This is a genomic window from Vibrio pacinii DSM 19139, from assembly GCF_000711795.1.
GTDB classification, from domain to species: Bacteria; Pseudomonadota; Gammaproteobacteria; order Enterobacterales; family Vibrionaceae; genus Vibrio; species Vibrio pacinii.
In genome coordinates, this window is record NZ_JONH01000011.1 from 89,082 (window position 1) to 113,171 (window position 24,090).

Genomic DNA, 24,090 nt, shown 5'->3' on the forward strand with positions numbered 1-24,090 from the left:
AAAACGCCTCAAAAGTGAGACGTTTTTTACTCAGATAAGGTCGCTTTTACTCAGCGACTCCTTTCACAAACCGAGCTCTTCCGAAAGTGCATCGATCTGTTTTAAATCGAGTTGGTGAACACGGATCATCTGTTCTACTTGGCTCAAGCGTGAAGATGCTTCGTCTTGCTTATCACATGCATCTGATTTGGCATCCCAAGATGTCCCCTCTAGAAAAAGGTCACATTCTTTTTTTAGTTGGATAATTTTCGGAGCCAAGGACTCACGCTCTTGCTCTAAGGCTTCTAGCTCTTGTTTTACCTTTAGCTCTTGTTGAAACAATTCTCGTGAACGCTCAAGCAGAGTAACCTGCATATCAGCTTGTCGATTTAAACGAGTATTCTGTGAATTTACCGAAGTCAGCTGTTGTTTTTGTTGATTCACCTGTTCGTCCAGTGACAGGTTTTCTTTTTCTAACTCAGTCAACTGCTGCTGAAGATTATCAACCTCGACTTTGTGTTTCTGCTGTTGATCGATGATCGCTTGCTGCAGTTTTTGCTCCACTTCGTTATCGACTTGAGCCACTTTCTGTTCAACTTTGGCGACCAGCTGCTGCTTATCTTTAACCAGAGACTGGTATTGCTCTTCAAGCGTCAAGTAGGTCGATTGCCACTTTTGAGCCGTTAAGGTAGAACCGAGTAGCCCACCCAGAGCAAGACCAAGAACACCAGCAATGACGATATAAAGCAGCGTTTTGTTATCGCGCTCCTCTATTACCACCACATTTTCATCGTCTTGGTTGTCTGTCTGTTGGTTCACTTAAACACTCCTGAGGGTTAACGTATCAGTTCGGTGATCATCAATGTTGCGGCATAAATTAAAAAGCCTGAGATGAGTGTAATCACGACATATTTTTGTAATTTTTCACTGGTGCGATACCGGATTAACACAAATGCTATTGCAGCTAGAAATACTATTGCAAGCAACCTGGTCATAAACTCTCCTTAGCTCGGCTCACTGTTTCTACTTTATACCATTTTTACGCAAAAATAGTCAGGGTAGCGTAGTTTTACCCTTGGTGATGATTAAATTAATTGGTTCAAAAGGTGACATACCGTCAGGTTGATTTTATCCATGGCTAAAAAACCAGCGCATCACACCAAGCTGCTAGCATTTTGTTTGGCTGTGATAACAATATCATGTATAAAGAGCGGCTAAATCATAGTGAGGCCAAGTCATGAAACCATTTAAAACAGACAATAAAAAACGTCGTATTCAAAAGAAACTCTTCGTAGGCGAATTTGCTATGTTGGGCTTTGAAGTTAGCTGCGAAACAAACATCAACGACTTTGAGCGTTACGATGTATTTGTCGATGATTTCATTGATTATATCGACAGCCTAGACCTTTGCTTCGGCGGCGGCGGCCTAGAAGTGTTTGAAGGCTTTTTGTGTGCGAAAGAGCGTTATGTCGACGTCACTGAAGAACAAAAAGCGCAAGTAATTGCATGGCTAGAAGCGCGCGCAGAAGTAAAAACAGCAAACGCCAGCGAACTGATGGACGCCAATTACTTCTAACCAGTTGTGGCAAAGTTACCTCTAGAATAGCGCCTAAATGGCGCTATTTTTTTGATCATCAAAAATCATGACTGAGTTCAAACTTTTTGTTGAAAACATAATAAAAAGTGATAAAGTTCACTGGTCAATACGTTGTAGCGCTATTGACCAACTTTTGCTCACATTTCGAGCAATTGTTCCGATGAAGACAGCAGGAGAGTGGTTATTAACCAAATGTTAACATTTGATCAGAATAACCTACCGAAGAAGTAAATCTTTCAGGTGCTACCTAGGTAGCGTGGACTGTTGTTGGAGGAACCTCTGGAGAGAACCGTTTAATCGGTCGCCGAAGGAGCAAGCTTTACGCCCGTAAAGTGAAACTCTCAGGCAAAAGGACAGAGGAGTGGAAAGATCTAATCCGCTAGTTGGCTTAGCCTGTCTATCGCTTTTCAGAGATCCCGATCTCTGCGCTTTCCCTCTTCTCCTTAAATTTAGTTTTATCAATTAAGGGGAAATCATGGATAACCTATACACTTTACTTATTACCATCGACAATTTTGTCTGGGGCCCACCACTACTGATTTTATTAGTCGGAACCGGTGTTTACTTCACTTTTCGTTTAGGCTTACTTCAGTTTAGACACCTTCCTACTGCCCTTAAGATGGTCTTTAGTAAAGACGATTCCAATAAACAAGGTGACGTATCAAGCTTTGCTGCGCTCTGTACTGCTCTATCAGCAACGATAGGAACGGGAAATATCGTCGGTGTGGCGACTGCCATTAAACTCGGCGGCCCTGGCGCCCTATTTTGGATGTGGCTAGCGGCTTTGTTCGGCATGGCAACCAAATATGCTGAGTGCTTACTGGCAGTCAAATACCGCAAAGTAGACGACAAAGGTCAGATGATCGGTGGCCCGATGTACTACCTTCAGTATGGTGTTGGTTCTAAAGCACTGGCGGTGATGTTTGCAGTCTTTGCCTTGGGGGTTGCCTGCTTTGGTATTGGTACTTTCCCGCAAGTTAACGCTATCCTTGATGCAAGCGAGATTTCATTTGGACTATCACGTGAGATCTCAGCGACGGTGCTTACTCTTCTCGTGGCATTTGTCACCTTAGGTGGTATCCAATCCATCGCAAAGGTGGCGGGCAAAGTTGTCCCGACCATGGCACTGTTTTACGTGCTGGCCTGTTTAAGTGTCATCATCATGAATGCCGATAAACTGTTTGATGCGGTTGAGTTGGTGCTAGTTTCAGCCTTCACTTCGACAGCTGCAACTGGCGGCTTCTTGGGGGCAAGCATCATGCTCGCGATTCAATCGGGTATTGCGCGCGGCGTATTCTCCAATGAATCTGGTCTAGGCAGCGCGCCAATGGCAGCAGCCGCAGCAAAAACAGACTCTTGTGTTAAGCAAGGCCTTATCTCAATGACGGGGACTTTCTTTGATACCATTATCATCTGTACTATGACTGGCCTTGCTCTGATCCTAACAGGCGCCTGGCAGAGTGAGTTTGCAGGTGCGGCAATGACGACGCATGCTTTTGCCGTGGGCTTAAATTCAGACACCATTGGCCCAACGCTAGTTTCCATCGGGTTAATGTTCTTTGCGTTCACAACTATTTTAGGCTGGAACTACTATGGCGAACGTTGCGTCGTGTACTTATTAGGCACCAAAGCGGTGTTACCTTACAAATTGATTTATGTTTGCTTAGTCGCATCTGGCGCATTCCTTCACTTAGATATGATTTGGGTCATTGCCGATATCGTCAACGGATTAATGGCGATTCCAAACTTGATCGGTTTGATTGCCCTTCGTCATGTTGTAATAGAGGAAACCAAATGCTTCTTTTCATCGGTGTCATCATCAAAGAATATTGAGCCAGTGAAAGTGTAAGATGCACATTGAATTCCATCACGCTCTCATACGCTATGGTTCCAATGACGATGGTTCATTAAACACAGCAGTATGACAGTTTATTCGATAGCGAGTCTTTGATATTTTACAGCCCTAGGCCAGCTTGGCTTAGGGCTGTTGTCTATAATAAGCTGACGCATATATTTAAATTTTATCTCTTATCTCTTATCAGAATACAGCCAACTCAGACCACATGACTATACATCTATCATGGCTCCTAATTAATCACAGCAATTATAATATTGGAGCAAACACTAAAACTATGCCTAATTATGGTTGACTACAGCACTTACTATCCGCGAAACTAAACACATTGTTTAGTATAATTATAATTAGAGCAACGTCACATGATTACATATAACCCTATTAAGAGTACGCTTTCCAATCGACAGAACTCGGTTCTCGTTGGCTATAGAGAATCTCGTATACTCAATTTATTGATTAACCATTCTCCCAATCTTATAAAAAAGAAAACTTTGCTGTTACATGGATGGGAAAATGAAATGATTGGTGAAACATCATTAACTAAAAGTATCAGTATTATCAGGCGAGCATTTATCCGATTGGGAGTAAAAGAGTCACCGATTGTCACAGTGCCAAAAGTCGGTTATCGACTGATTGAAGGAACGGTTTATATAGAGCCATCTGATATCGCCGCCTCTTCTACCGTGACCTCATCCATTGCTCAATCAAAATGCCTTCTCTCCCACCCAACCTTTCTCTCACTTCGACACTATAGTGATTTCTTATGCTACTTGATTGCATTAACGCTGCTGATTGGTGCGACTTTTTTAGCGCAGAGCAAGTTTTATCGACACTATGAGGATATAGAGCATAACAATCGCTTAGTATCCAATGCCATTGGCTCACTTGAAGTTTACACGGAGCCCAATCTACCAATCTCAAGCGAGCTGAGATCACTATTGCAAGAAAACCAATGCCCATGTGTTGTTTATATTGAAGAAAACGAACAATATTCCTCGATTTCATGGCTAAATAAGCAGACAAAAAAATCTATCAATGTGTTTTACACTCAAGAAAAGTTTGCACAAGCGTCTAGCAGCATAAAACAATTCATCGCTAGTGAACAATTATGAAGCCTTATCTGGCTATTGTCGCTTCTAGCGCACTTTTCGCGGCCATCTGGTTTTGGCCGTATGGTTCAAAAGTACAAGATGTGCAGTACTACCACCGTGTGGTCGACATGATTCCTCGCGAACATATATTACGTAGCGACGGCCTGACACGTGTCAACAATAATAAAATTACTCAACTTACTTCTTTGCAAGATGAATCACTAGCCACTCCCATCATGCTTAGTTTTAAAGGAATTTCACTGCTTCAATCTGATTCCAGTTTTCTTGTAACTGGTACGGTCAACTTACTTTCTATTCAAGAACTCGAGCCAGCCCTCTATGACAAAATGCTCTCGCCTTATCTAGTCTTCAATGATGAACCAAAGCAATTCAACATCAAAATATTATATTCAAACCATGTCTTTATGATATTAAAGAACTCGAACAATGATAGGACGATGCTATATGCCAGACGGTAGATTAGTTTAACTAAAGGTGTCGAGTTCAGTCACTGAAAATTACACATAATTCAGTATGACAACGAGTCTGAAACTTCTGGCAAGAGCACATCGAAATTACTTAATTGGAGTACTAAACGCTTCTTGACAAGCTTTCCTAGTCTTCTTGAATCTAATCATTTATTCATACTTGCAAGGGTGTAACCATAGCTAATCAAATAACAGACAATCCTAATAAAACTTATACTAAATAAGACATTGATAAATGAGACATTATTAAAAACCTCTCTTTACATTTACTTGCGTGTATATGGAAGTACGATTTTTACATTAACATATAGTAATCACTTCATAAAATCCTCATTAATTTTTTCAATATATTAAAAACTAACTTTTTAATAGTACTCTATCTTTTATACCTAAAAGATTTTCGCATATGTAGATAATAGCGAACTAAAATCATATAAATATTTATAAAAACATTTGAAAAAAATTGACTAAAAAAAGAAATCAACAAAAAACTATTGAATTCATCTGAATTACTTCTGATAAAATTATTAACCAATTGAATTTTAAATAAAATAATCAACAAACCTTATCAAACGGCATTATTTTCATTTAATTTACAATTTTATTCTTTGCGTTTAGCCTAATTATATTCCAAGTCAAAATAGTCAACATTTATCCGAACCACTGAAATAAAAACATTAACGACCTAATTTGATAACAATACAAACCAAACAAAAAAAAGGAACGCCAATGTTCAATTTAAAACCGTATTTATTACTCATACTCTTTCTATTCACAAACTCGACTTTCGCTGCTATCAATAGTGACTATCAAGTCGAACTCGATTTATCAGCGGACCACAGCGAAAGCAACAACGTCCCGATGCCCTTTTTTGCTAACGGGAAAATGCAGTCGAAGTTGAACGTTACTGTCAGTTTTTCTGATGGCTACGGCAATCCGGTGAGCGTTAACGATGAAGAAGTAAGAAACTCGCTTTCATTTTACATAAAAAGTACCAATATCGAACTGACCAAAGACCAAGACTGCTCCTACCGTCGCGATTGTTGGGGGTACACCTACAGTGAAAATGATTACGTTCACCAAATGGGCACTAGTTACCAATACGCTAAGAGCCTACCAACTTCACGCCTCTTATCTACCCCGCAGAACCTGATCACGGCTTGGGTATACAGTACAGAAGTCGCCCAATACAGAGCCGTGTGCGCTCGAATACAATTTGACAACAACACAACTTATGACAGCTGTGCACATCCATACGATGAGAATGCTATCTATCAAGCGGTCCAACCGGTTGTATACACAGCGAATGATTTCGCTGAACTAGGTGAAGGCGAAAAAGTATGGGAAGAAGAAGACTACGATGATTTCTACTTTTCGTATGCCGAAGTTCGTAATTTCTATATTACCCCTATCGACCCATCTTTACGACTGGTTAAGGTTTCTACAGATAATTGGCAAGAGTCAAACCACGATAATGAATTTTTAAATGACCAATGGCTTGGTTGCTACAGTGATTGTCCAGAGGGGTTTAAGTCTGTCAAAGGCTTCCTATTTACACCAGGCCAGGAACGCACCGTAACTCACGAATATGTGTGGAACAGCGCCGCAGGTGAAAGCCGCACTGCAAAGTGGAGAGTCAACCAAAAGCTTCGCTCGGTCACCCTAAGCAAACTTCTCTATTCAACTCAGAATACCTCTCAAAACGACACTCAAAGTGAGTATCGCTTTATCGCATTTGACCAATATGGCAATAAAGCCCCCTTAAAACTGACTTATCCAGAAAGTGAGTTTACTGACGGTGGTCAACGTTGGGACTACACCCAATGGAACCTCGTTAGCCAATAACAATTGCTGGGAACACTAGTTTTAGCCCAGAAGAACCGGGCTAATTCCCTCTATTTAAAGGATAAAATATGTCTAATTGGACTTCAAATGCATTTAACTTTGACAGTTATTGCTTAGGTGGCGTCGATCAGAGAACGCGAAGCTATTCTTATCAAATATTACTGGGCTCGCTACTCGGCAATTGGTTAAAAGGGCCGAACTTAGATATTTCGATTCAGTTTTCACCCTACAGCAGCGAAAATCTCGGCTTTGGCCAAGGCTGGACGTTGAATCTTCCTCGCTATGATATCGAGCAAAAGCAGCTGTACCTTGCCAACGGGCAATCGTATCGCGCAGAATTAACCGCAAATTATCAGCTCAACATTCGTTATAAAAAGTTATTAGACTTCACGGTTTCAGCAAACACTAATGGTTACCAAATTACCTATCGTAATGGCCGCAAAGACATTCTAGACAGCAAGGGCTATATCAAAAAAATCATCCAAAACGATGGTCATGCGCTGAATTTTTTGTGGCTGAATATCGGCGACGGTAAACGCCTAAGTAAAGTGTGGGACGATAGAACCTCTCAAGCTTCACCGTTGCTACTGATCACTTACCCAAACACTTCTAGAGTCAATTTCTTTACCAATATGGGGACTATTCATGAAGCCTATTTCTCCCTTATCTTAAGTAATCAAGAGTTGGTTCAATGTCACCTACCTGAAGACGTGGGAAGTTATGACTTTGTTTATCAATCTATCGGCAGCTTTAACCTGATCAAAAATGTTACTCATCCATGCGGATTGGAAGAACAACTCATCTATGTCGCCGATGGGATTCGAGTCGATGCCAACAGCTACCTACCTGCCGTCACGCAACATAACGTACTTACGCGTAACTCACCTGTTATCACCACTCAATATGATAGCGTCGGAGGAGATGATCACAACTTCATGGGTTTTGGCGTATCGGGAGGAAGTTTAAGTGAAGGCATCGATAACCTATTAGAGAGAGGGGTTGCTTACACTTACCAAATTAGCAAAATAGAGAATGGTGAGATAAAGACTAAACAAACCTACAACCAGTTCCATTTGCTGATTGAAGAAGAACGCATTGTTAACCGTCAAACCGTCCATTGTAAAAAGCTCGGTTATCCTGCGCTCGATAACACATCGTTTGCCGATCAACCTGCTCAATACGCATTAATCGATACAGAGCAACAAACATGGCAAATGGATAATGACAGTCATACTCAGGTTCGATTCTGGATCTATGACAAGTATGGAAATATGCTGTTATTTACTGACGAAAACAACATCACCGAACAGTATCAATACTATGCGCCCGATGGTGAAACGGGTTGCCCTGCGTCCCCATCTGGCATGGCCAATTTTGTAAAATCTAGAATGCTGACTAATGGCACAGATACACGCCAAATTTCTTACCAGTACACCACGATTGCGGGAACAAACCAGCATGACAATGTCGTATTGATCTTCGAAGATGCCCACCAGCGCTATCAAAGTCATTATCACTATCATACCGAAAGTGACCAAATACACTCGTTGGGCCGACTGGCTTCAATCAAAAATGACATTCTTCATCCAAACGGTCGCTACTCAACAACCACGAACTACCAATATGTATTGAATAGCGAAACAATAGAAGAGCATCAACAATTAATCTGTCATGACGACAACCAAACTAACTTAGTCGTTGGCTATTACCTATACATTGGTGAACTGTCACATCACATCGACGCAGATGGCATCCGCAGTTCAATTCAATATGATTCTTTGCGCCGTATCACTCAAGAAAGCATTGAAGGCAGTGCTTCACGCAGTTATCAATACACGATTGACACTGGCGATGCGCGTCAGATCATGGTGCTGACAGATTGTAAAGGTAATCAATGCGAACAAAGCTGGGATGGCCAGGGTCGAGAGCTCAATGCCAAGATAGGCAACACGTTAGTCTGGCAGAAAGAGTACGATGAGCTAGGTCGAATTAAAAGCAAAAGTACCTTCGATACCCTTCCTGATATAAATGATCGCACAATATCCGTGACACAGACCGAAACCTATCAATATGATGATTGGGGACAAGTAAAGGCCACTGTACTTGCCAACGGATGTCGTCAGATTGAATTTAACAACCTCGCCAGTAGACAAAAAACACAAGGCATTGAAGGCCTGGAACTCACGGTCAGTACCTTGAACAACTGGGGGTTAGAAGAGCACAAACAACAAGGTAGCCAAAGCTGGCGTTATCAATACGACAAATGGGGGCGATTAGAGCAAGAAACGAACCCACTCAATCAATCCACTCACTACTCATATGACCACTTTGATCGCGTCATTAACATCAAGCAAGCTAATCAAGTGTCGCAACAAATTACATATGCTGCGCACACCGATCAATCACAAGTTGCAAAGGTCAAAATTGGCGAACAACTTGTCGGATGGCGCGACGTGGATGGTCTAGGCCGCCCTCTCTCGCTTTACCGTGGTTCAAGCCCTCTGCCCTCTCTAGAATGGACATATAGTGACAGCAGCAATATTCCAGAGTTTGAATCAAGCTTATCATCACCATTGAGAACCTTTACCAGAGATACTCAGTTAGGCGAACTAAGTAGCAAAGCCTGTGGTGGTCAAAGCTCCGAATATCGCTATGATAAAATCTCAGGACTGCCTACCGAAAGCTTTGATAACGCCGGCAGTAAAAGCAGTATTACTTATAGCCCAACGGGCTTACCAGAAACAGAGATCAACAATAATAATATTCGACAATACACCTACTCTCCGGGAGGCGTAATTTCATCTATCCAAACAGACGACGAACACCGTCAGTATCGTTACGATGAGCTCGGTCGATTAGTTAAACTCAGTACTGATGCTGCTACGCTCTCTTATCAATATGATCAGTTTGACCGTATCATCGTCGAGCAACTGGTCTCAGCAGGCCAAACTCAAATCACCGAAATTGATTGGGATAACTACAGCAGAGAAATCAATCGGGCTGTCGCGCTAAATGATCACTATATTTTTGAGCAATCGCAAACTTACAACGATCTTGGCTTGGTCGCCTCTCGCAGCAAAACATGCGCAACCTTCGGTGAGGTCACCGAAAACTACACCTACGATGAGCTAAACCAACTGACCAAAGTGACCTTTCTGGGTAATGGCCCGATGAGTGATTGGAGTCAACCCCTCACTTGTATTGAATGGGATTATGCCTTGTTAGGTAATATGCAAACTCAGCGTTGCCAAACCGCTGAAGCACAAGATCTCGCCACTTTCTACTATGAGTCTGATGATCCTTGCCAGTTAACACGTATTAGCCACACACACCCAACGCTCGCCCAATCAATTGACATCCATTACGATGCGAATGGCAATATGATTCAAGATGCCGAGGGAAGACTGCTTGAGTATGACAACTTTGACCGGTTGGCAAACGTCAACACAAATGGCATTGATTGGGGCTACGAGTACGACAGTAATGACCGCCTCGTGCATCAGCGATCGAGCAATGAATCTCGCGATTTTGAATACCTGTGGAACGACCTTTGCTCAATTAAACACAATGGACACGTCACAAACTACGTCTATCACGATGGCTTACCTAAATGGTCACAGCAAGGCAGCGCAGTTTCTCTGTTAGCCACCGATCAAAATGGCTCAGTAGTGGCAGACAACGCACCTGGGCAAACTGGTGCAGTGTACCGCTACTCTCCTTTCGGACAACGCGACCAAGCGGAGAATAACAATGAAGCATAACGAATCGATGTTAATTACTCCGTTAAACCGACGAGAGTTCTTAGTCAAGATAGGCCAAACGGCAGCAGTGGTTGGGGGTGTGTCTTTACTTCCTACCTCAGTTCGATTGGCGATGGCACAGTCAATGACCCGTTCACCTTATGGATTAGGATTTAATGGCGAATGGCTCGACCCTATTCTTGAAGGCTACCACTTAGGGCAAGGTTATCGTATCTATCAGCCGAAACTGATGCGTTTCAACGCGCCCGATAGCTTAGCGCCTTTTAACCAAGGTGGACATAACGCTTACGTTTACTGCCATAACGATCCTATTAACTTTACCGACCCCAGTGGTCATCTCAATATCAGTAAAATACTGTTCGGCGTTTTCGGCGTTGTCACTAGCATTATCGGTATCGCTTTAGCGGCACCAACTGGTGGTTCGAGCTTAGTATTGGCTGCCGGCATTATTGGTGGTCTTGCTGGCGCGACTGGTGGTGCTCTTCAAATAGCATCGGGAGTCATCGATGACGGCGACATATCACGCAAATTAGATATTGCCACGATTCCTTTCGATATCATTGGCATTGTTAGCGGCGGGTACTCAGCGTACAAATCGGTACAAAATCTTCGTTGGATTAAAGCAGGAGGCGCATTAGACGACGTCACTCAACCTGGTCTTGGCTCGCGGCTGTGGAATAAAATCAGTCCCTCTGGAGACTACAACTTAGAATGGGCGCGCAAAACTAACCCTGCGATGCGACTGGGTAACTCTGAAGGCCAAGTTATTGCAACAAAAATGATTCAGGGAGGAAAAACCATGACCTATACCCCTGCACCTATTCACGGCGGCTACACTAAAATTCTTCTTGGCCAGGTAAAAGTCAGTGCTCGAGGTTATACCATCTACCAAGGAATCATGACAGCGCGATCGATTGGTAGCCTTGGCTGGTCGAGCGTGAAGACAATTCCTGGACGATTGGATGATGAAAAATCTTCGACTGGCAATAGCGTGATGGAAGGAAGAAGCGCCAACCCCGCGGCCAAGAAAACGCAGATGTATGCATTGGAAGAAACGCGTCAACGAATCAAGTATGGCAATGATATTCAACGTGTGATTCGCCAGCTCCCTCTTTCATAACCAAACTAAACTGCCAGAGCGAAAACTCTGGCTGTTTGCAATCAATGCTCAATACAGAAAGTTATTCCTCAATCAGCAACTTCACGCCTAAACCCACCAACACAACACCCGTGGTAGCTTCCATACGCTTCATAAAGGTTGAACTTTGCAATAAGTTCTTGGCTGAGTTAAGCACCCCGGCTAAACCGCACTGCCACACCATCGCAATGACAAAGTGAATACTGGCCATTAAGCATGACTGTAAAAAAGCTGAGCCTTCTGGATTGATAAACTGTGGTAAAAATGCAAGATAAAACACGGCCGTTTTCGGATTAAGTACATTCGACAGAAAACCTTCGCGTAGTGAACGCGTTAAGTTCAATTGACGTTGCTGGGCTTGCGTATTAACCGTACCAAGTTCGCCCTTCCAAACACTCTTGAGTGTTGTTGCGCCAAGCCAAATCAAGTACGCCGCACCCACCATTTTTACTGCATTAAATAGTTCAGCCGATTGCGCTAAGATGGCCGAAATACCAATCGCAGAAAAAGTGGCATGGACAAATAACCCCAAGCAAATGCCCAAACTGGTTGTTGAACCATCGGCAAAACCACCGCGCGATGAATTGCGTAATACCAACGCAGTATCTAACCCCGGAGTTAACGTTAAAATAGTAATGGCGATCAAAAACGCTTCAAAATTTTCTATCACAGCAGCTTACTTCCCTGATTTGTTTTCACTCTTTATTGTCATACTTAGCTTAACGGGTCAATCATTTAATTACCGACACTATTATCTAACCTATTAATTAAGGGAATTAATATCGCGATTGAGCGGCTTGGTGTTACCGCAATAGGTTGATAGACTCAAGGTTTTATATAGTCACGGAAGGCGAACGATGAGCGCATTCAATCAATTAAAAGCACATGCACAAAAAATCTCTCACTTTAATCACCTAGCAGCAATTTGTGGCTGGGACCAAGCCGCGGTTATGCCAGCGGGCGGAAACCAAGCGCGCAGTGAAGCGATGGCAGAGCTGTCAGTGCACCTTCACTCATTACAAACTCAACCTCAACTCGAAGAGTGGTTTGCGCAAGCTGACAATGAGAACCTTGATGGCACTGAACAAGCCACCCTGCGAGAGCTCAAACGTCAGTGGCAACAAGCCAACTTGCTCCCCGAGTCACTAGTGCAAGCAAAATCTCTGGCGGGATCAAAATGTGAACACGCGTGGCGAACCCAACGCGGTGACAACGATTGGCAAGGCTTTGAGAAAAACTGGGCAGAGGTGGTTAAATTATCGCAAGAAGAGGCTCAAATCCGCGCAGAGGCCAATGGGCTAGCACCCTACGACGCCATGCTTGATATCTATGAACCTGGTACCAGTTCAGCGTCCCTCGACAACATTTTTGGTCAAGTGAAAACTTGGTTGCCGGAATTGATTGACCAAGTGATCGATAAACAAGCGTCAGAGCCATTCATGACGCCGCAAGGAACATTCAACACCGAGAAACAAAAAGCCCTTGGTCTAGAGGTCATGAAACTTCTTCAGTTCGATTTTAATCATGGTCGATTGGATGAGAGTGTTCACCCTTTTTGTGGCGGCGTTCCTACCGATGTGCGTATCACCACGCGTTACGACCAAAGTGAGTTTGTTCAGTCATTAATGGGCATCGTTCATGAAACTGGACATGCACGCTATGAACAAGGGCTACCAAAGTCGTTGGCGGGCCTGCCTTCTGGTGAAGCTCGTTCGATGGGGATCCACGAATCACAGTCACTATTTTTTGAGATGCAAGTTGGCCGCAGCGAACCTTTTATCGCCCACCTATCTCAACTGGCAAGCAAACACTTTACCGATCATGACTCGGCGCTGTTTTCTCAGCAAAACTTCCAAAAGCTTTATACTCGAGTAAAGAAAGATTTTATCCGTGTCGATGCTGATGAGCTTACCTACCCGGCTCATGTCATTTTACGCTACGAAATCGAGCGTGATTTGATCAATGGTCATATCAAGCACACTGACGTTCCTGAATTATGGGACCAGAAAATGCAGCAATACCTTGGCTTATCAACCGAAGGCAACTTCAAAAATGGCTGCATGCAAGACATTCACTGGACGGACGGCGCGTTTGGTTACTTCCCAAGTTACACCTTGGGCGCAATGTATGCGGCTCAATTTATGGCGTCAATGAAGCAAACCGTCGATGTGGATAGCGCTATTCAAAGTGGCGACTTAACCCCAATCTTCACTTGGTTGTCAGACAACATTTGGTGCAAAGGAAGTTTACTAACTACCGACGAATTGGTGAAATCGGCAACTGGGGAAACACTTAATGCGCAGCATTTTCAAGATCATTTGAAAAACCGCTACTTGTAATCAAACACTAGCGAAAAGTGACGACGTTCTTGTCAGACAAAAAAGGTCACATAAATATGTGACCTTCTGATAACGTTTGGAGCGCAAAAGTAACGATTTGCGCTCTTGGTACTGATGAGATTACGCCAACAGATCAACCAACGCTTTGCCTACGCCGTGAGCACTGGCTGGGTTTTGACCAGTAATAACTCGCTCATCGACAATGACAAGTTCTTGCCAAGGCTGAACCTTAGTGTATTGAGCCGCGCTGCGAGCCAGAGACTCTTCCAACAGGAAAGGAATATCGTTGATGGTACCGAAATCCACTTCTTCTTCGCGGGTGAATCCTGTCACTGACTTTGACGCAAGTAGCTTGTCGCCAGTGCTCAACGTAATCGGTAACAGAGCGCTTGGGCCATGGCATACCGACGCAATCACACCGCCATTTTCATAATGATTGGCCGAAATTTGCGCAAACTCTTCATTAGTCGCAAGATCAGACAACAAACCGAAACCACCTGGATAGAAAATAGCATCGTACCCTTCACCATTCACTTGAGAAACCGGAATGGTATTATTGATGCGGTTTAGGAAGCCTTCATCTGCAAGAATATCGGCATTGACCGTGTCCCCTTCCATATCGGTTCCATACAATGGCGCTTTGCCACCTTGGATCGAAGCAATGTCATAGTCGTAACCTGCGGTAATCAGTTCATTTAGAACATGGGTCAGTTCAGGAGCGAAGGTACCGTTCGCTTGATCCGTGTTACCGAGCGTTGCATGGTTGGTCACAACTACAAGTATTTTCTTCATAATTTATTCCTTTGGTCGGGTGTTATTTGACTCTAACCATACTAATTAAAAACCAAACGAGTGATAATACCCTTCATTAGCAAAACATTATTTCTATATAGCAAAGATAAAAATATGGACAGTTTTGAAGGTATCAATGAATTTGTTGCTGTTGCCGAGACTCATGGCTTCTCCGCGGCAGCAAAGCAGCTTGGCTGCAGCACAAGTCACGTGAGTCGACAAGTGACAAGATTAGAAGAAAGAGTAGGTACGCAATTGCTGGCTCGCTCTACCCGTATGGTCAACCTCACCGAAGCCGGGCACAATTACTATCAACAGTGTAAAGAGTTGATCATGGCGCTAAAGCAAGCCAATGAGCAGCTAACTTCTCAACAGACTCAGCTCAGTGGCACCTTACGTGTCAGTGCCGCAGGAGCGTTTGCCGAGAATCATGTTGCCCCTGCACTCATGACATTTGCCAAAGAGCACCCAAACTTAACCATAGAAATGAGTTTTAACACGCGAATGGTTAACTTCATCGAAGACGGTTTTGATTTCGCCATTCGCTATGGTCAGCTCAACGATTCTGGTCTGATCGCAAGAAAATTAATCGAACGCCCCATGGCCGCGGTTGCATGCCAACACTATCTCGATCAATTTGGTACACCAACTCATCCAGAACACCTAAAACATCACAGCTGCATCATCGCCAATAATGATATTTGGGTGTTTGACAAAGACCAAAAGCCGCTCAGTGGTGTGAAAGTATATGGCAGGTGGCGCAGCAATAATGCCAACGCGGTTGTACAAGCGTGTAAAGAAGGCTTGGGTATCGCTTACATGCCCAAAAGCACTTTTATCGAGGAGCTTAAAACAGGGGAATTAGTTCCGGTACTTAAACCTTATTGGGGGAAAGGGTCTAGCAGTTGGATCGTGTATCAAAATCGAAGGTTTCTACCACAAAGAGCAAAACTCGCGATTGAGTTCTTATTAAATTACTTCGCCAATTGGCAAGAGTAAATGAGCTTATCGACCATACTAAACTTACCTCCCCCTAGAGTTCAGTTTTTACTGACAAAAGGTTTGAATATAGAGTGCTTCAACCTTCGCGCGCGCCCATGGAGTGCGACGTAAAAACTTCAATGAAGACTTAACTGATGGGTTGTTATAAAAGCAATTCACCTTTATTTCTGTATCTAATCCTTTCCAACCGTAGTGCTCTTGTAAGCGCACTAGTATTTGTTCTAGTGTTAGTCCGTGCAAAGGGTTATTGGGTTGCTGTTGGCTCATATGAGTCTCTTCTTAACGTCACCGAGTTATTGATAATCGGCAGTGTAACAGAACCAAGATAGTGAATTTATAGTTTTGTTTGCACCGATTAAAGAAAATGGCTCAGTCAAACGTCAAGCTCTAATAACTGACACGATTTCTGCCTAAGTTTTTCGAACAATACATCGCATCGTCTGCACGGGTTAAAATACTTTTAATTGCCACATCACTTGCCAGCACTTCTGTTGCGCCAATGCTGATGGTCAATGCCACTTGATACCCATCGATATCAAACGATGCATTCTCTAAGCATCGTCTGAGCTTTTCGGCCACCAAAACTGAGGTCGCTAAGTCGGTATCATATAAAATGACGGCAAACTCTTCACCGCCAATCCGGCCAAAACAATCACTATTTTTAAGCTGATTATTGAGCAGTTGGGCGACCGAGCGAATCGCTTCATCACCAACACTGTGCCCCATTGAATCATTGACGCGTTTGAAATGATCGATATCGAGCATCAGCAAAGAGAACTGGCGTTGATCTCGATGAAAATCCTCTATCGCCTTTAATAAGGATTCGGTGAAAGAGCGCCGATTGGCAATACCCGTTAGATCATCTTTCTCGGATAATTCTTTAAGACGCATTTCTAACCAGTGTCTCTGAGTGATATTTCTCGCCGTCCAAACCACGGTTCGTTCGCCATTTTCAATGAAATCGAGCGGTTTGATGAGCCCCTCAAACCATAACTCTTGTGAAATCACAACATGATCAGGTAATTCAATCATATTTTGGCTATCAAATTTATAACGAACAACTTTAGTCTGATTAGTATCTAAGACAGTGGTGATATAAGAGTGGAATTGCTTCGCCATCTCTGGCGGTGAAACATCGTAAAGCGAGCGACCTATAAAGGGTTTACAATCAAAACCTGTCGCACACTCTTCACCACCATAGACGTCAATGTATAACCCTGACTGTGAAAAAATAAATACATAATCAGGCAATGAATCTAAGACGGTAAAATAACGATCCTTCAAGTCCATTCGATGGCCTTTTTACTTCAACGTGGTGTCAGCATAGCGTGAAACAATTGTGCAACATCAGACGTAGCTCAAAAAAATAAACCTATGCATGGTATTTATTGATAATAGTCTAAACATAGAGATAATCGCTGATCGAACAAGAAACTGATCGAATAAAAAGATCATCTAACATAAGTGGATTATTTTGAACACTACTCGATAAACTAACGATTGAATGACAGTTGTTCAGCGATGGAGTCGACCTCCTCTCGCCATATTTGGCACCACTACCGCGGATGCTATCGCCGCAAATGGTCACTATTTGGAAGGATTGATTACTACCGGATACTGGCTCTCACAGCGACGTTATCTGTCACACGGTAACAACGTGGCCCGTGGCCGATCAATGAGCAATCTGCGATAAGGTAGCGTTATCTGACTAGATTGAGGATGGAACGAAATGTTGGGTCGCGACAATCTTCAATCAACTCATACAAAGCCATCTCAAGACTGGTCGACATGACTCCTTGCTGTTCAAGTTTACGAATAGCCAATTGTTTGTTGCTTAATGTGCGTGAAGAGACACAATCTGTAACTAACTCAACCTGATAGCCGAGCTTATGCAGACCAAGCGCTGTTTGATAAACACAAATATGCGCTTCAATACCGCACACTAACCACGTATCAACATCAGCGCGTTCGACCGCTTCGATGAACCTTGGTTGTTTGCAACCGCTGAAGGTGAATTTGGTTATTGGTTGTTCCTCGACCAAACGGCAACCAAGTTCGTCAACGGTTGCGCCAAGCTTTTCTGGGTTTTGTTCCAACCACACAATAGGCAGCGTTAGTATCTGCGCGGCTTGCGCCAATGCTACACAGTTGTCTATCACCTCATTGCTGTCGGCGACCAAACGAGCTAACTTGCCTTGCACATCTACAATCACTAAACCCGTTTTCGCTCTGTGTAACATCGCTTTGTTCTCCCTATTGATCGCCATAACAATGTAGTAAAAGCCGCTGAACTAAATGACGACGCTTCTTTGGTCCATCAACTTACCAAATCCACCCGCCATTAAACTGGTGATCTGCTCTGCATCAAGGTTCAATTCAACATTAATCACACTGGGTGACGCTGGCTGCATATACTCACCTTGGCGAATGACAAAGTGAGCCTTATTCATTTTAACTACATCATAGAGATAGCACGCTAATGGCCCAGCCGCCATTCCTGTTGCCGATTCTTCTTCAATAGCAAAACGTGGCGCAAACATTCGCGTCGTTGCATCCACTTGCTGCGGGGTGTCGATGGTAAACACGTACACACCGATTAAGTCCAATTTGTCGCTGATCGCCGTAATTTTTGCAAAATCTGGCACAATACTCGCCAAAGTGTTAACACTATCGACCGCTATGATGACAAAACTGTTGCCAGTATTAACTAGCGTCACTGGCATATCCTTAGCCAGTTGACTGGGCGACAAATTCAATGCCTCTAGTACCTCATTTTCAGTCACTCCACACTGGTGCCAATCACGCGCATCACTATAGCTAGGCGCCAGTTGTTCCATGTAGGCCGCCCCCTCCTTAATCACAACCTTACGCGGACCATCGATAGTCTCCTTACTGGTTTCGCCTTCGCCCACAACGCCTGTTTCTGCTAGGTAAGAAAAAGCGGCGATAGTGGCGTGACCACAATGGGCGATACGTCGATTTGGGGTAAAGAAATCCAATTTTAACCCTTCAGTTTGTGATGAGGACACAAACGCCGTTTCAGACAATCCGACCTTATTAGCAATCGACATCATTTGCTGCTCAGAATAGCCATCCGCATTGAGCACCACTCCGGCCGGATTGCCGCCTTTGCCATTAGCAACAAAGCCGTTAACGATATTTACATTGACTGTTTGATGAGTTGAGTTCATTTATTTACTTCCTAGTATCGATTGAATATTTGTTAAATATAATGATACAAGGCTATTATAGACACTCATCTAAACATGAGATTAATTCATGAATAACGACCAAGAAAAACTCACTCACCGCCTAACACAAGCCGCGCCTATGTTGGCTGTTATTGCCCAACAGGCAAGTTTTACTAAAGCCGCAGAGATACTTGGCGTTCAACAATCTGCAGTGAGTCATCGCGTTCGCTCACTTGAAAAGGCGTTAGGTTTAAGCTTATTCGAAAGAACCACTCGTCAACTCAAACCAACGCCAGCTGGAGACATTGTATGTCAAGCTGCCATTCAAGCTGTCTCTTTGTGGCCACAGGCACTTAAGCAATTAGAGCAGTTAAACGTAAGCCAACAAGTTCGTCTTAGTGTTTCTTCATCACTCGCGATGAAGTGGTTGATCCCTTTGCTCGCTCATAGAAATGATGATGTCGATGTCGCGCTGACAGTACAAGATGATCACGCTGATTTCGCCAGTGGCGCAGTTGATGCAGCAATTCGATATGGTTCGGGGCCTTATCCTGGCTTGCACGCGGTGCGTTTATGTCACTCACAGTTACAACCTGTCGCGAAGCCGAACCTAACCGCAAGTATCAAGCACATAGAAGATTTGGCTGACATTGCGCTTGAACTACTAGAAGATCGCCGGGGCAAAGACGACGGCACGGGATTTAATTGGCGTGAGTACTTTATGCAACTTGGCATTGCCTACTCGACCAAACAACATCGTTACCAGTTTGATCGCGCCGACCTTATGCTGCAGGGCGCGATTAATGGCATGGGCATAGGACTAGGACGAACCTTGTTAATCGAACAAGATCTTAAGGCAGGTTTTATTGAGGCCGTTGGCCCGCCAGTGAAATTACAAACTGGCTATTGGTTGGTATGCCCAGCAAGCTTTGCTCAAACAGATCGTTATCGTGATCTGCTGCGTTGGTTAAAAGCGCAAGTCAAAGCCACCTTAACGCCACAGCAGTCGATTTAGACATTGTAGAAATATTACTTAGCAGTAATAACGAGATGGTTAACAAATTACCCAAGAGCACCAACGGAGCGCTTAAGGCGCCATTAAAATGCAAAAAATAGGTGGTTAGCGTAATGCCTCGGCACTTTCGACGACCACAGCGCCCTTTTGCTCTAGTTCGGCGACAACGGCTTGAGTATTGTCAGCAAACACTGCTCGAGTCGATGCAAGGTTAAGCACGACGTTAAAACCCGCATCAAGCAACTGCTCAACCGATTTTTTAACACAGAAATCGAGCGCAAGCCCACCAACAATGACGGTCTCAATCTGGTGAGCACGCAAGAACTCAATCCCACCGGTCGAAAGCGTATCAGCCTGATCATGATAAAACGCACCATAAGGGTGAGCGTCAGGATCTATGCCTTTATTGAGTTGAAAGTCATAGTCACGAATCGCAGGTAGACCCGGAAGTAGCTCAACGCCCGGCGTACCGACCACGCAGTGAGGGTTCCACTTAATATCCACTTCTGGCAGACCAACAGGCTGCAACATTTGATCAGGCGATGTGGCCTCCCAAGCCGCGCCCGGCGGGTGCATATCGCGTGAAACTAATTTTAAACTGGCCATGGTGTGGTTACGTTTTAGTTGTTCAACGATCTCTAACGCACCTTGTACAGGCAGTTCATTGGGGCACAACTCACTAAACCCTTTCTGTGGGTCAACATCAATAGAAGCGGTTTTGCTTTGGTCAAGAACTATGGTTGGTATTGGCATTATCTACTCCTTTGCTGTTAACGCAGACAAGTCTGAAAGTAACTCACACGTTTTTCGGCCAAACGGTAAACCTGTGCAGGCTTTCCCCCTTTGCCTTTGTTGGTTGAAGCAAGTTTGTTGGCACTGACAATCACGCCGGTCTCAATCAGACGACGCTTGACGGTCATGCGATTTACTTCAACGCCAAATTTTGCGTAAGCCGCAATAATATCGGAGACGAGAAACTCAGGCTCAAGCGCAAAAAGCGCCACCGAAGTATATTCAATCGCAGCTCTGAGCTTTGTCCATGCCAATTTAATTAACTCTGCATGGTCGAAGGCAAGCTCAACCTGATCACAAAGTATCTGTTTAAGTTCAAACCAACGCAGCTGTTGCTGGCACAGACCACAGTTGTCGATTTGATCGATGTTGGCGCGATTGCGTAAGGCATAGTGAGCGATGGACACACTCCAACCGTCTGGATCGCGTTTGGGGTTGCCGTCAACCATTGGTTCACTGATGTAATTAGGATAGGTGTGAATTTTTTGACGACAAATCCGTCTGCGTGCGGCATCAAAATCTTGGTCGGCGGGTTGTCCACCTTGGTTCACAAAATCATGCTCGAACACAAACCCACCCGGGATCGACCACATACCACAATGCGGCCTTTGCGGGTTGCTGCGCTTAATGAGCAAAACTTCCAGACCTTGCTCTGCGAGTCGAAGACAAATCATGTCGATCGTGACGATCATTTATTGCTCTCTTCTTCCTAACGTGTGACCTACTTTATCATTGCCTTAGCCAAGGTCAAATAGAAAGTAACCATTTGTGATTAACCTTATCATTAATCTAGGAGTCACTGTATTACACACTGTAATCACTAGAGTTAATAGTAAGTATAACGCTTAAGCGAAACATTGTTTTTACACATCTAGTTAGTAACATAGTTTGACAAACTAAATAGCATTACTTAAAGTTTGACCTATTGATCGCCTGTAAATGTAATAGGACTGGCTTGATGACTGCCGTGCTTTTTAATGACCGAATTATCCAAAGCGCACTTGATCTGGATGTGTATAAGATCAATATGATGTTTGGCGCGTTTAAGCTTTATCCGCGTACGCAGGTTCGTTACGAGCTAATCGTAAGGTCAAACGAATGCTTGGCGGCATTAGCCGAACAAGTCGAGGCTGAGATTACCCAACTTGAAGAATGCCGTTTTAGTGACCATGATATTCACTACTTAAACCAACAAGCCGATTACCTTGATGCGGATTTCTTGAATTACTTAGCTGAGTTTCGCTTTAAACCTAGTGAGCAAGTGACAGTGACCACCACAGAGAGTGGCCAGTTACGTGTTTCTATCCAAGGCCTTTGGCATCAAACCATTCTTTACGAAACCATGGTGATGAGCATCATTTCTGAAGTGCGCAGTCGCCGCTTTTGGGCTGATATTTCATATTCTCATTTTGCCGATGTGCTTGAACGTAAAATCACTCATTTAACATCACAGTTAGCTCAGCGTGGGATCGGCCACTTTCAGTTTTCTGAAATGGGTAGCCGACGCCGATTCAGTGCTCAGGTGCAGCGTGAAGTGGTCAACTACCTACGCCATAATGTGCCCGACCTACTCTCTGGCACCAGTAACGATCACCTAGCGCGGGAGTTTAACTTAACGCCGATTGGTACTGTGGCGCACGAATGGTTTATGGCCCACCAGCAACTGGTTAACATTCGCGACTCACAAAAGGCCGCGCTTGATCATTGGCAAACACTATTTGATGGCAAACTAGGTATCGCCTTGACCGACACCATCGGTATTGAAGCCTTTCTAAAGGATTTTACTTTCGAACGAGCCGCGGCTTATGCTGGCGTGCGTCACGATTCAGGCTGCCCATTCACTTGGGGTGACAAAATCATCGCCCATTATCAGTCGCTCGGTATTGATCCAACCTCTAAGGTACTCATTTTTACTGATGGCCTTAATTTTGACCGAGCGCTAGATATTGCAGAATACTTTGCAGGTAAAGCTAAGGTAAGCTTCGGTATCGGAACCTTTCTCGCCAATGATATGGGCGACTGGACGGTTGATGGCGTGACGTATCAACCGCTCTCTATGGTAGTGAAAATGACGCGCTGCAGTGATGGCCCGGTGGCAAAAATAAGTGATGAGCCAGAAAAGGCGATGTGTGAAGATGAAGCGTTTCTGACCCAGCTCAAACAGCAGTTTGGTTTGCTACCCAGTTTCGACATCGCGAGCTAACAGTCACCCCCCGACTAGAACTCAACATCCAGAGTACTCCACGCAAACTTGTCGCTCAGCCGTTTTAGCTCGGCAATGTCCGCCTCAGTTTGCGCAAGGAGCCATTGCTTGATCTCATTCGCTACAGGCGAGTGATTACGTTGATAGCAATAGTAATGCCAATCGCTGTGCTGAAGAGCAATGTCTTTAGGGCATTTGAGAAACTGGCGTTTAAGCTCAGGTAAGACTAAAAGCAGATCGGTAACCGTCACTCCCTGTCCCGACAGACAAGCACTAAGGGCAAGATCTAGACTAAAAAACACCGTATCTCGACCTTTGTTCTGCCCCTCTAGTGCAGCGTTCGCCAACCATAACTTCCAGTCTTGATGATCCAATGTGGCATGCAAATGAGGCAAAGCCAAAACGTCTTGAATGCGTAGATCTCGCTTTGAAAGCAGCTCAGCATAGACTGGCGCCATATATTCAGCGCGCAAAAACGTGACTCCCGGTTTATGTAAATAGCGCTCATGCTGACGTGTATTGATGATCAACAAGTCACAATCCTCTTGCTCCAGGACCGGGGCTTCCTCAATCGAAGGAATAATGACGATTTCATGTTCGGGATATTTCTCGTTTAAAAACGCGACATGGGAGATCAAAACTCGGGTGGCGTAACTTAACGCACTTTTGATCACAATGCGTTTTTTGGCGGGCGCTTTCCACTGGGCAATTAATGCATCTAGGTTATGGAAGTGCTGCCGTAACACCTCGAACAGATCGCGGCCTTGATCAGTGAGCTCAATCGCTCGATGCTTGCGAATTAAAAGCACAACATTGAACTCTTGTTCGAGCTGCTTAATCTGACGGCTCACCGCACTTTGCGTGACATTTAACTCATCAGCCGCTTTAGTAAAACTCATCAATCGCGCCACAGCCTCAAAGACTTTTAAGCTGTTGTGTGAGTAAGGTAGATTTGAATAAGGCCTCACACCTATCTCCTATAACTTGAACTCATGCCAATGT

21 protein-coding genes and 1 riboswitch are annotated in these 24,090 nt (G+C 44.1%); of the genes, 11 read left to right on the forward strand and 10 right to left on the reverse strand.

Annotated elements, in window-relative coordinates; all coding sequences use genetic code 11:
* Window positions 1-63: 63 nt before the first annotated feature.
* Window positions 64-798, reverse strand: coding sequence for a chromosome partitioning protein ParA (locus BS19_RS07485; protein WP_038174388.1), 735 nt, complete (start codon window positions 796-798; stop codon window positions 64-66).
* Between the two features lie 418 nt (window positions 799-1,216).
* Here BS19_RS07485 and BS19_RS07495 point away from each other — a divergent pair, with 418 nt between their 5' ends.
* The 7 genes from BS19_RS07495 to BS19_RS07525 all read left to right on the forward strand — a co-directional run bounded on the left by BS19_RS07495 (window position 1,217) and on the right by BS19_RS07525 (window position 11,736).
* Window positions 1,217-1,555 (forward strand): YggL 50S ribosome-binding family protein, encoded by a 339-nt coding sequence (locus tag BS19_RS07495; protein WP_038174391.1) that lies wholly within the window; start codon window positions 1,217-1,219, stop codon window positions 1,553-1,555.
* 290 nt (window positions 1,556-1,845) lie between these two features.
* Window positions 1,846-1,943: riboswitch (glycine riboswitch) on the forward strand.
* A gap of 108 nt (window positions 1,944-2,051) precedes the next feature.
* A complete protein-coding gene (locus BS19_RS07500; RefSeq protein ID WP_038174392.1) occupies window positions 2,052-3,425 on the forward strand; it encodes an alanine/glycine:cation symporter family protein in 1,374 nt (457 codons plus the stop codon).
* A 368-nt stretch (window positions 3,426-3,793) separates the two neighbouring features.
* Complete coding sequence (locus BS19_RS07505) at window positions 3,794-4,543, forward strand: winged helix-turn-helix domain-containing protein (protein ID WP_038174393.1); 750 nt, start codon at window positions 3,794-3,796, stop codon at window positions 4,541-4,543.
* Window positions 4,540-5,001 (forward strand): hypothetical protein, encoded by a 462-nt coding sequence (locus tag BS19_RS07510; RefSeq protein ID WP_038174394.1) that lies wholly within the window; start codon window positions 4,540-4,542, stop codon window positions 4,999-5,001. Before BS19_RS07505 ends, BS19_RS07510 begins: the two co-directional genes overlap by 4 nt.
* Window positions 5,002-5,739: 738 nt before the next feature.
* Complete coding sequence (locus tag BS19_RS07515; protein ID WP_038174395.1) at window positions 5,740-6,855, forward strand: hypothetical protein; 1,116 nt, start codon at window positions 5,740-5,742, stop codon at window positions 6,853-6,855.
* 68 nt (window positions 6,856-6,923) lie between these two features.
* Window positions 6,924-10,616 carry an RHS repeat domain-containing protein gene (locus tag BS19_RS07520; protein ID WP_038174396.1) on the forward strand — a complete coding sequence of 1,231 codons (3,693 nt, stop codon included), beginning with the start codon at window positions 6,924-6,926 and terminating at the stop codon, window positions 10,614-10,616.
* Window positions 10,606-11,736 (forward strand): RHS repeat-associated core domain-containing protein, encoded by a 1,131-nt coding sequence (locus BS19_RS07525; protein ID WP_038174397.1) that lies wholly within the window; start codon window positions 10,606-10,608, stop codon window positions 11,734-11,736. Before BS19_RS07520 ends, BS19_RS07525 begins: the two co-directional genes overlap by 11 nt.
* Before the next feature lie 61 nt (window positions 11,737-11,797).
* On the opposite strand, the gene BS19_RS07530 is transcribed toward BS19_RS07525, so the two are convergent.
* On the reverse strand, window positions 11,798-12,424 hold the full coding sequence (locus BS19_RS07530; RefSeq protein ID WP_038174399.1) for a LysE family translocator: 627 nt from the start codon (window positions 12,422-12,424) through the stop codon (window positions 11,798-11,800).
* A 187-nt stretch (window positions 12,425-12,611) separates the two neighbouring features.
* Between BS19_RS07530 and BS19_RS07535 the strand changes: the two genes are divergently transcribed.
* A complete protein-coding gene (locus BS19_RS07535; RefSeq protein ID WP_038174401.1) occupies window positions 12,612-14,093 on the forward strand; it encodes a carboxypeptidase M32 in 1,482 nt (493 codons plus the stop codon).
* 120 nt (window positions 14,094-14,213) lie between these two features.
* On the opposite strand, the gene BS19_RS07540 is transcribed toward BS19_RS07535, so the two are convergent.
* Window positions 14,214-14,885 (reverse strand): type 1 glutamine amidotransferase domain-containing protein, encoded by a 672-nt coding sequence (locus tag BS19_RS07540; protein WP_038174402.1) that lies wholly within the window; start codon window positions 14,883-14,885, stop codon window positions 14,214-14,216.
* A 114-nt stretch (window positions 14,886-14,999) separates the two neighbouring features.
* On the opposite strand from BS19_RS07540, the gene BS19_RS07545 reads away from it, so the two are divergent.
* Window positions 15,000-15,884, forward strand: a complete 885-nt coding sequence (locus BS19_RS07545) for a LysR family transcriptional regulator (protein ID WP_038174403.1) — start codon at window positions 15,000-15,002, stop codon at window positions 15,882-15,884.
* Window positions 15,885-15,932: 48 nt separating this feature from the next.
* Here BS19_RS07545 and BS19_RS07550 read toward each other — a convergent pair whose 3' ends face one another.
* The 4 genes from BS19_RS07550 to BS19_RS07565 all read right to left on the reverse strand — a co-directional run bounded on the left by BS19_RS07550 (window position 15,933) and on the right by BS19_RS07565 (window position 19,078).
* Complete coding sequence (locus BS19_RS07550; RefSeq protein ID WP_038174404.1) at window positions 15,933-16,154, reverse strand: VF530 family protein; 222 nt, start codon at window positions 16,152-16,154, stop codon at window positions 15,933-15,935.
* 120 nt (window positions 16,155-16,274) lie between these two features.
* Window positions 16,275-17,177 carry a sensor domain-containing diguanylate cyclase gene (locus tag BS19_RS07555; protein ID WP_038174405.1) on the reverse strand — a complete coding sequence of 301 codons (903 nt, stop codon included), beginning with the start codon at window positions 17,175-17,177 and terminating at the stop codon, window positions 16,275-16,277.
* Window positions 17,178-17,587: 410 nt separating this feature from the next.
* Entirely contained in the window at window positions 17,588-18,127 is a 540-nt protein-coding gene (locus tag BS19_RS07560) for a hydrolase (RefSeq protein WP_038174406.1), read from the reverse strand.
* A 51-nt stretch (window positions 18,128-18,178) separates the two neighbouring features.
* On the reverse strand, window positions 18,179-19,078 hold the full coding sequence (locus BS19_RS07565) for a PhzF family phenazine biosynthesis protein (protein WP_038174407.1): 900 nt from the start codon (window positions 19,076-19,078) through the stop codon (window positions 18,179-18,181).
* 88 nt (window positions 19,079-19,166) lie between these two features.
* Here BS19_RS07565 and BS19_RS07570 point away from each other — a divergent pair, with 88 nt between their 5' ends.
* Entirely contained in the window at window positions 19,167-20,093 is a 927-nt protein-coding gene (locus BS19_RS07570) for a LysR substrate-binding domain-containing protein (protein WP_038174408.1), read from the forward strand.
* Window positions 20,094-20,198: 105 nt separating this feature from the next.
* Here BS19_RS07570 and BS19_RS07575 read toward each other — a convergent pair whose 3' ends face one another.
* Complete coding sequence (locus BS19_RS07575; protein WP_038174410.1) at window positions 20,199-20,846, reverse strand: isochorismatase family protein; 648 nt, start codon at window positions 20,844-20,846, stop codon at window positions 20,199-20,201.
* 17 nt (window positions 20,847-20,863) lie between these two features.
* The gene (locus tag BS19_RS07580) at window positions 20,864-21,577 is read right to left on the reverse strand and encodes an NUDIX hydrolase (protein WP_038174411.1); all 714 of its coding nucleotides are present in this window, start codon (window positions 21,575-21,577) and stop codon (window positions 20,864-20,866) included.
* A gap of 266 nt (window positions 21,578-21,843) precedes the next feature.
* On the opposite strand from BS19_RS07580, the gene pncB reads away from it, so the two are divergent.
* Entirely contained in the window at window positions 21,844-23,088 is a 1,245-nt protein-coding gene (pncB, locus tag BS19_RS07585; protein ID WP_038174412.1) for a nicotinate phosphoribosyltransferase, read from the forward strand.
* A gap of 14 nt (window positions 23,089-23,102) precedes the next feature.
* Here the strand turns inward: pncB and BS19_RS07590 are convergent, their stop codons facing one another.
* Window positions 23,103-24,056: a LysR family transcriptional regulator gene (locus tag BS19_RS07590; RefSeq protein WP_084185947.1), complete on the reverse strand. Its 954-nt coding sequence runs from the start codon at window positions 24,054-24,056 to the stop codon at window positions 23,103-23,105.
* Window positions 24,057-24,090: the final 34 nt, after the last annotated feature.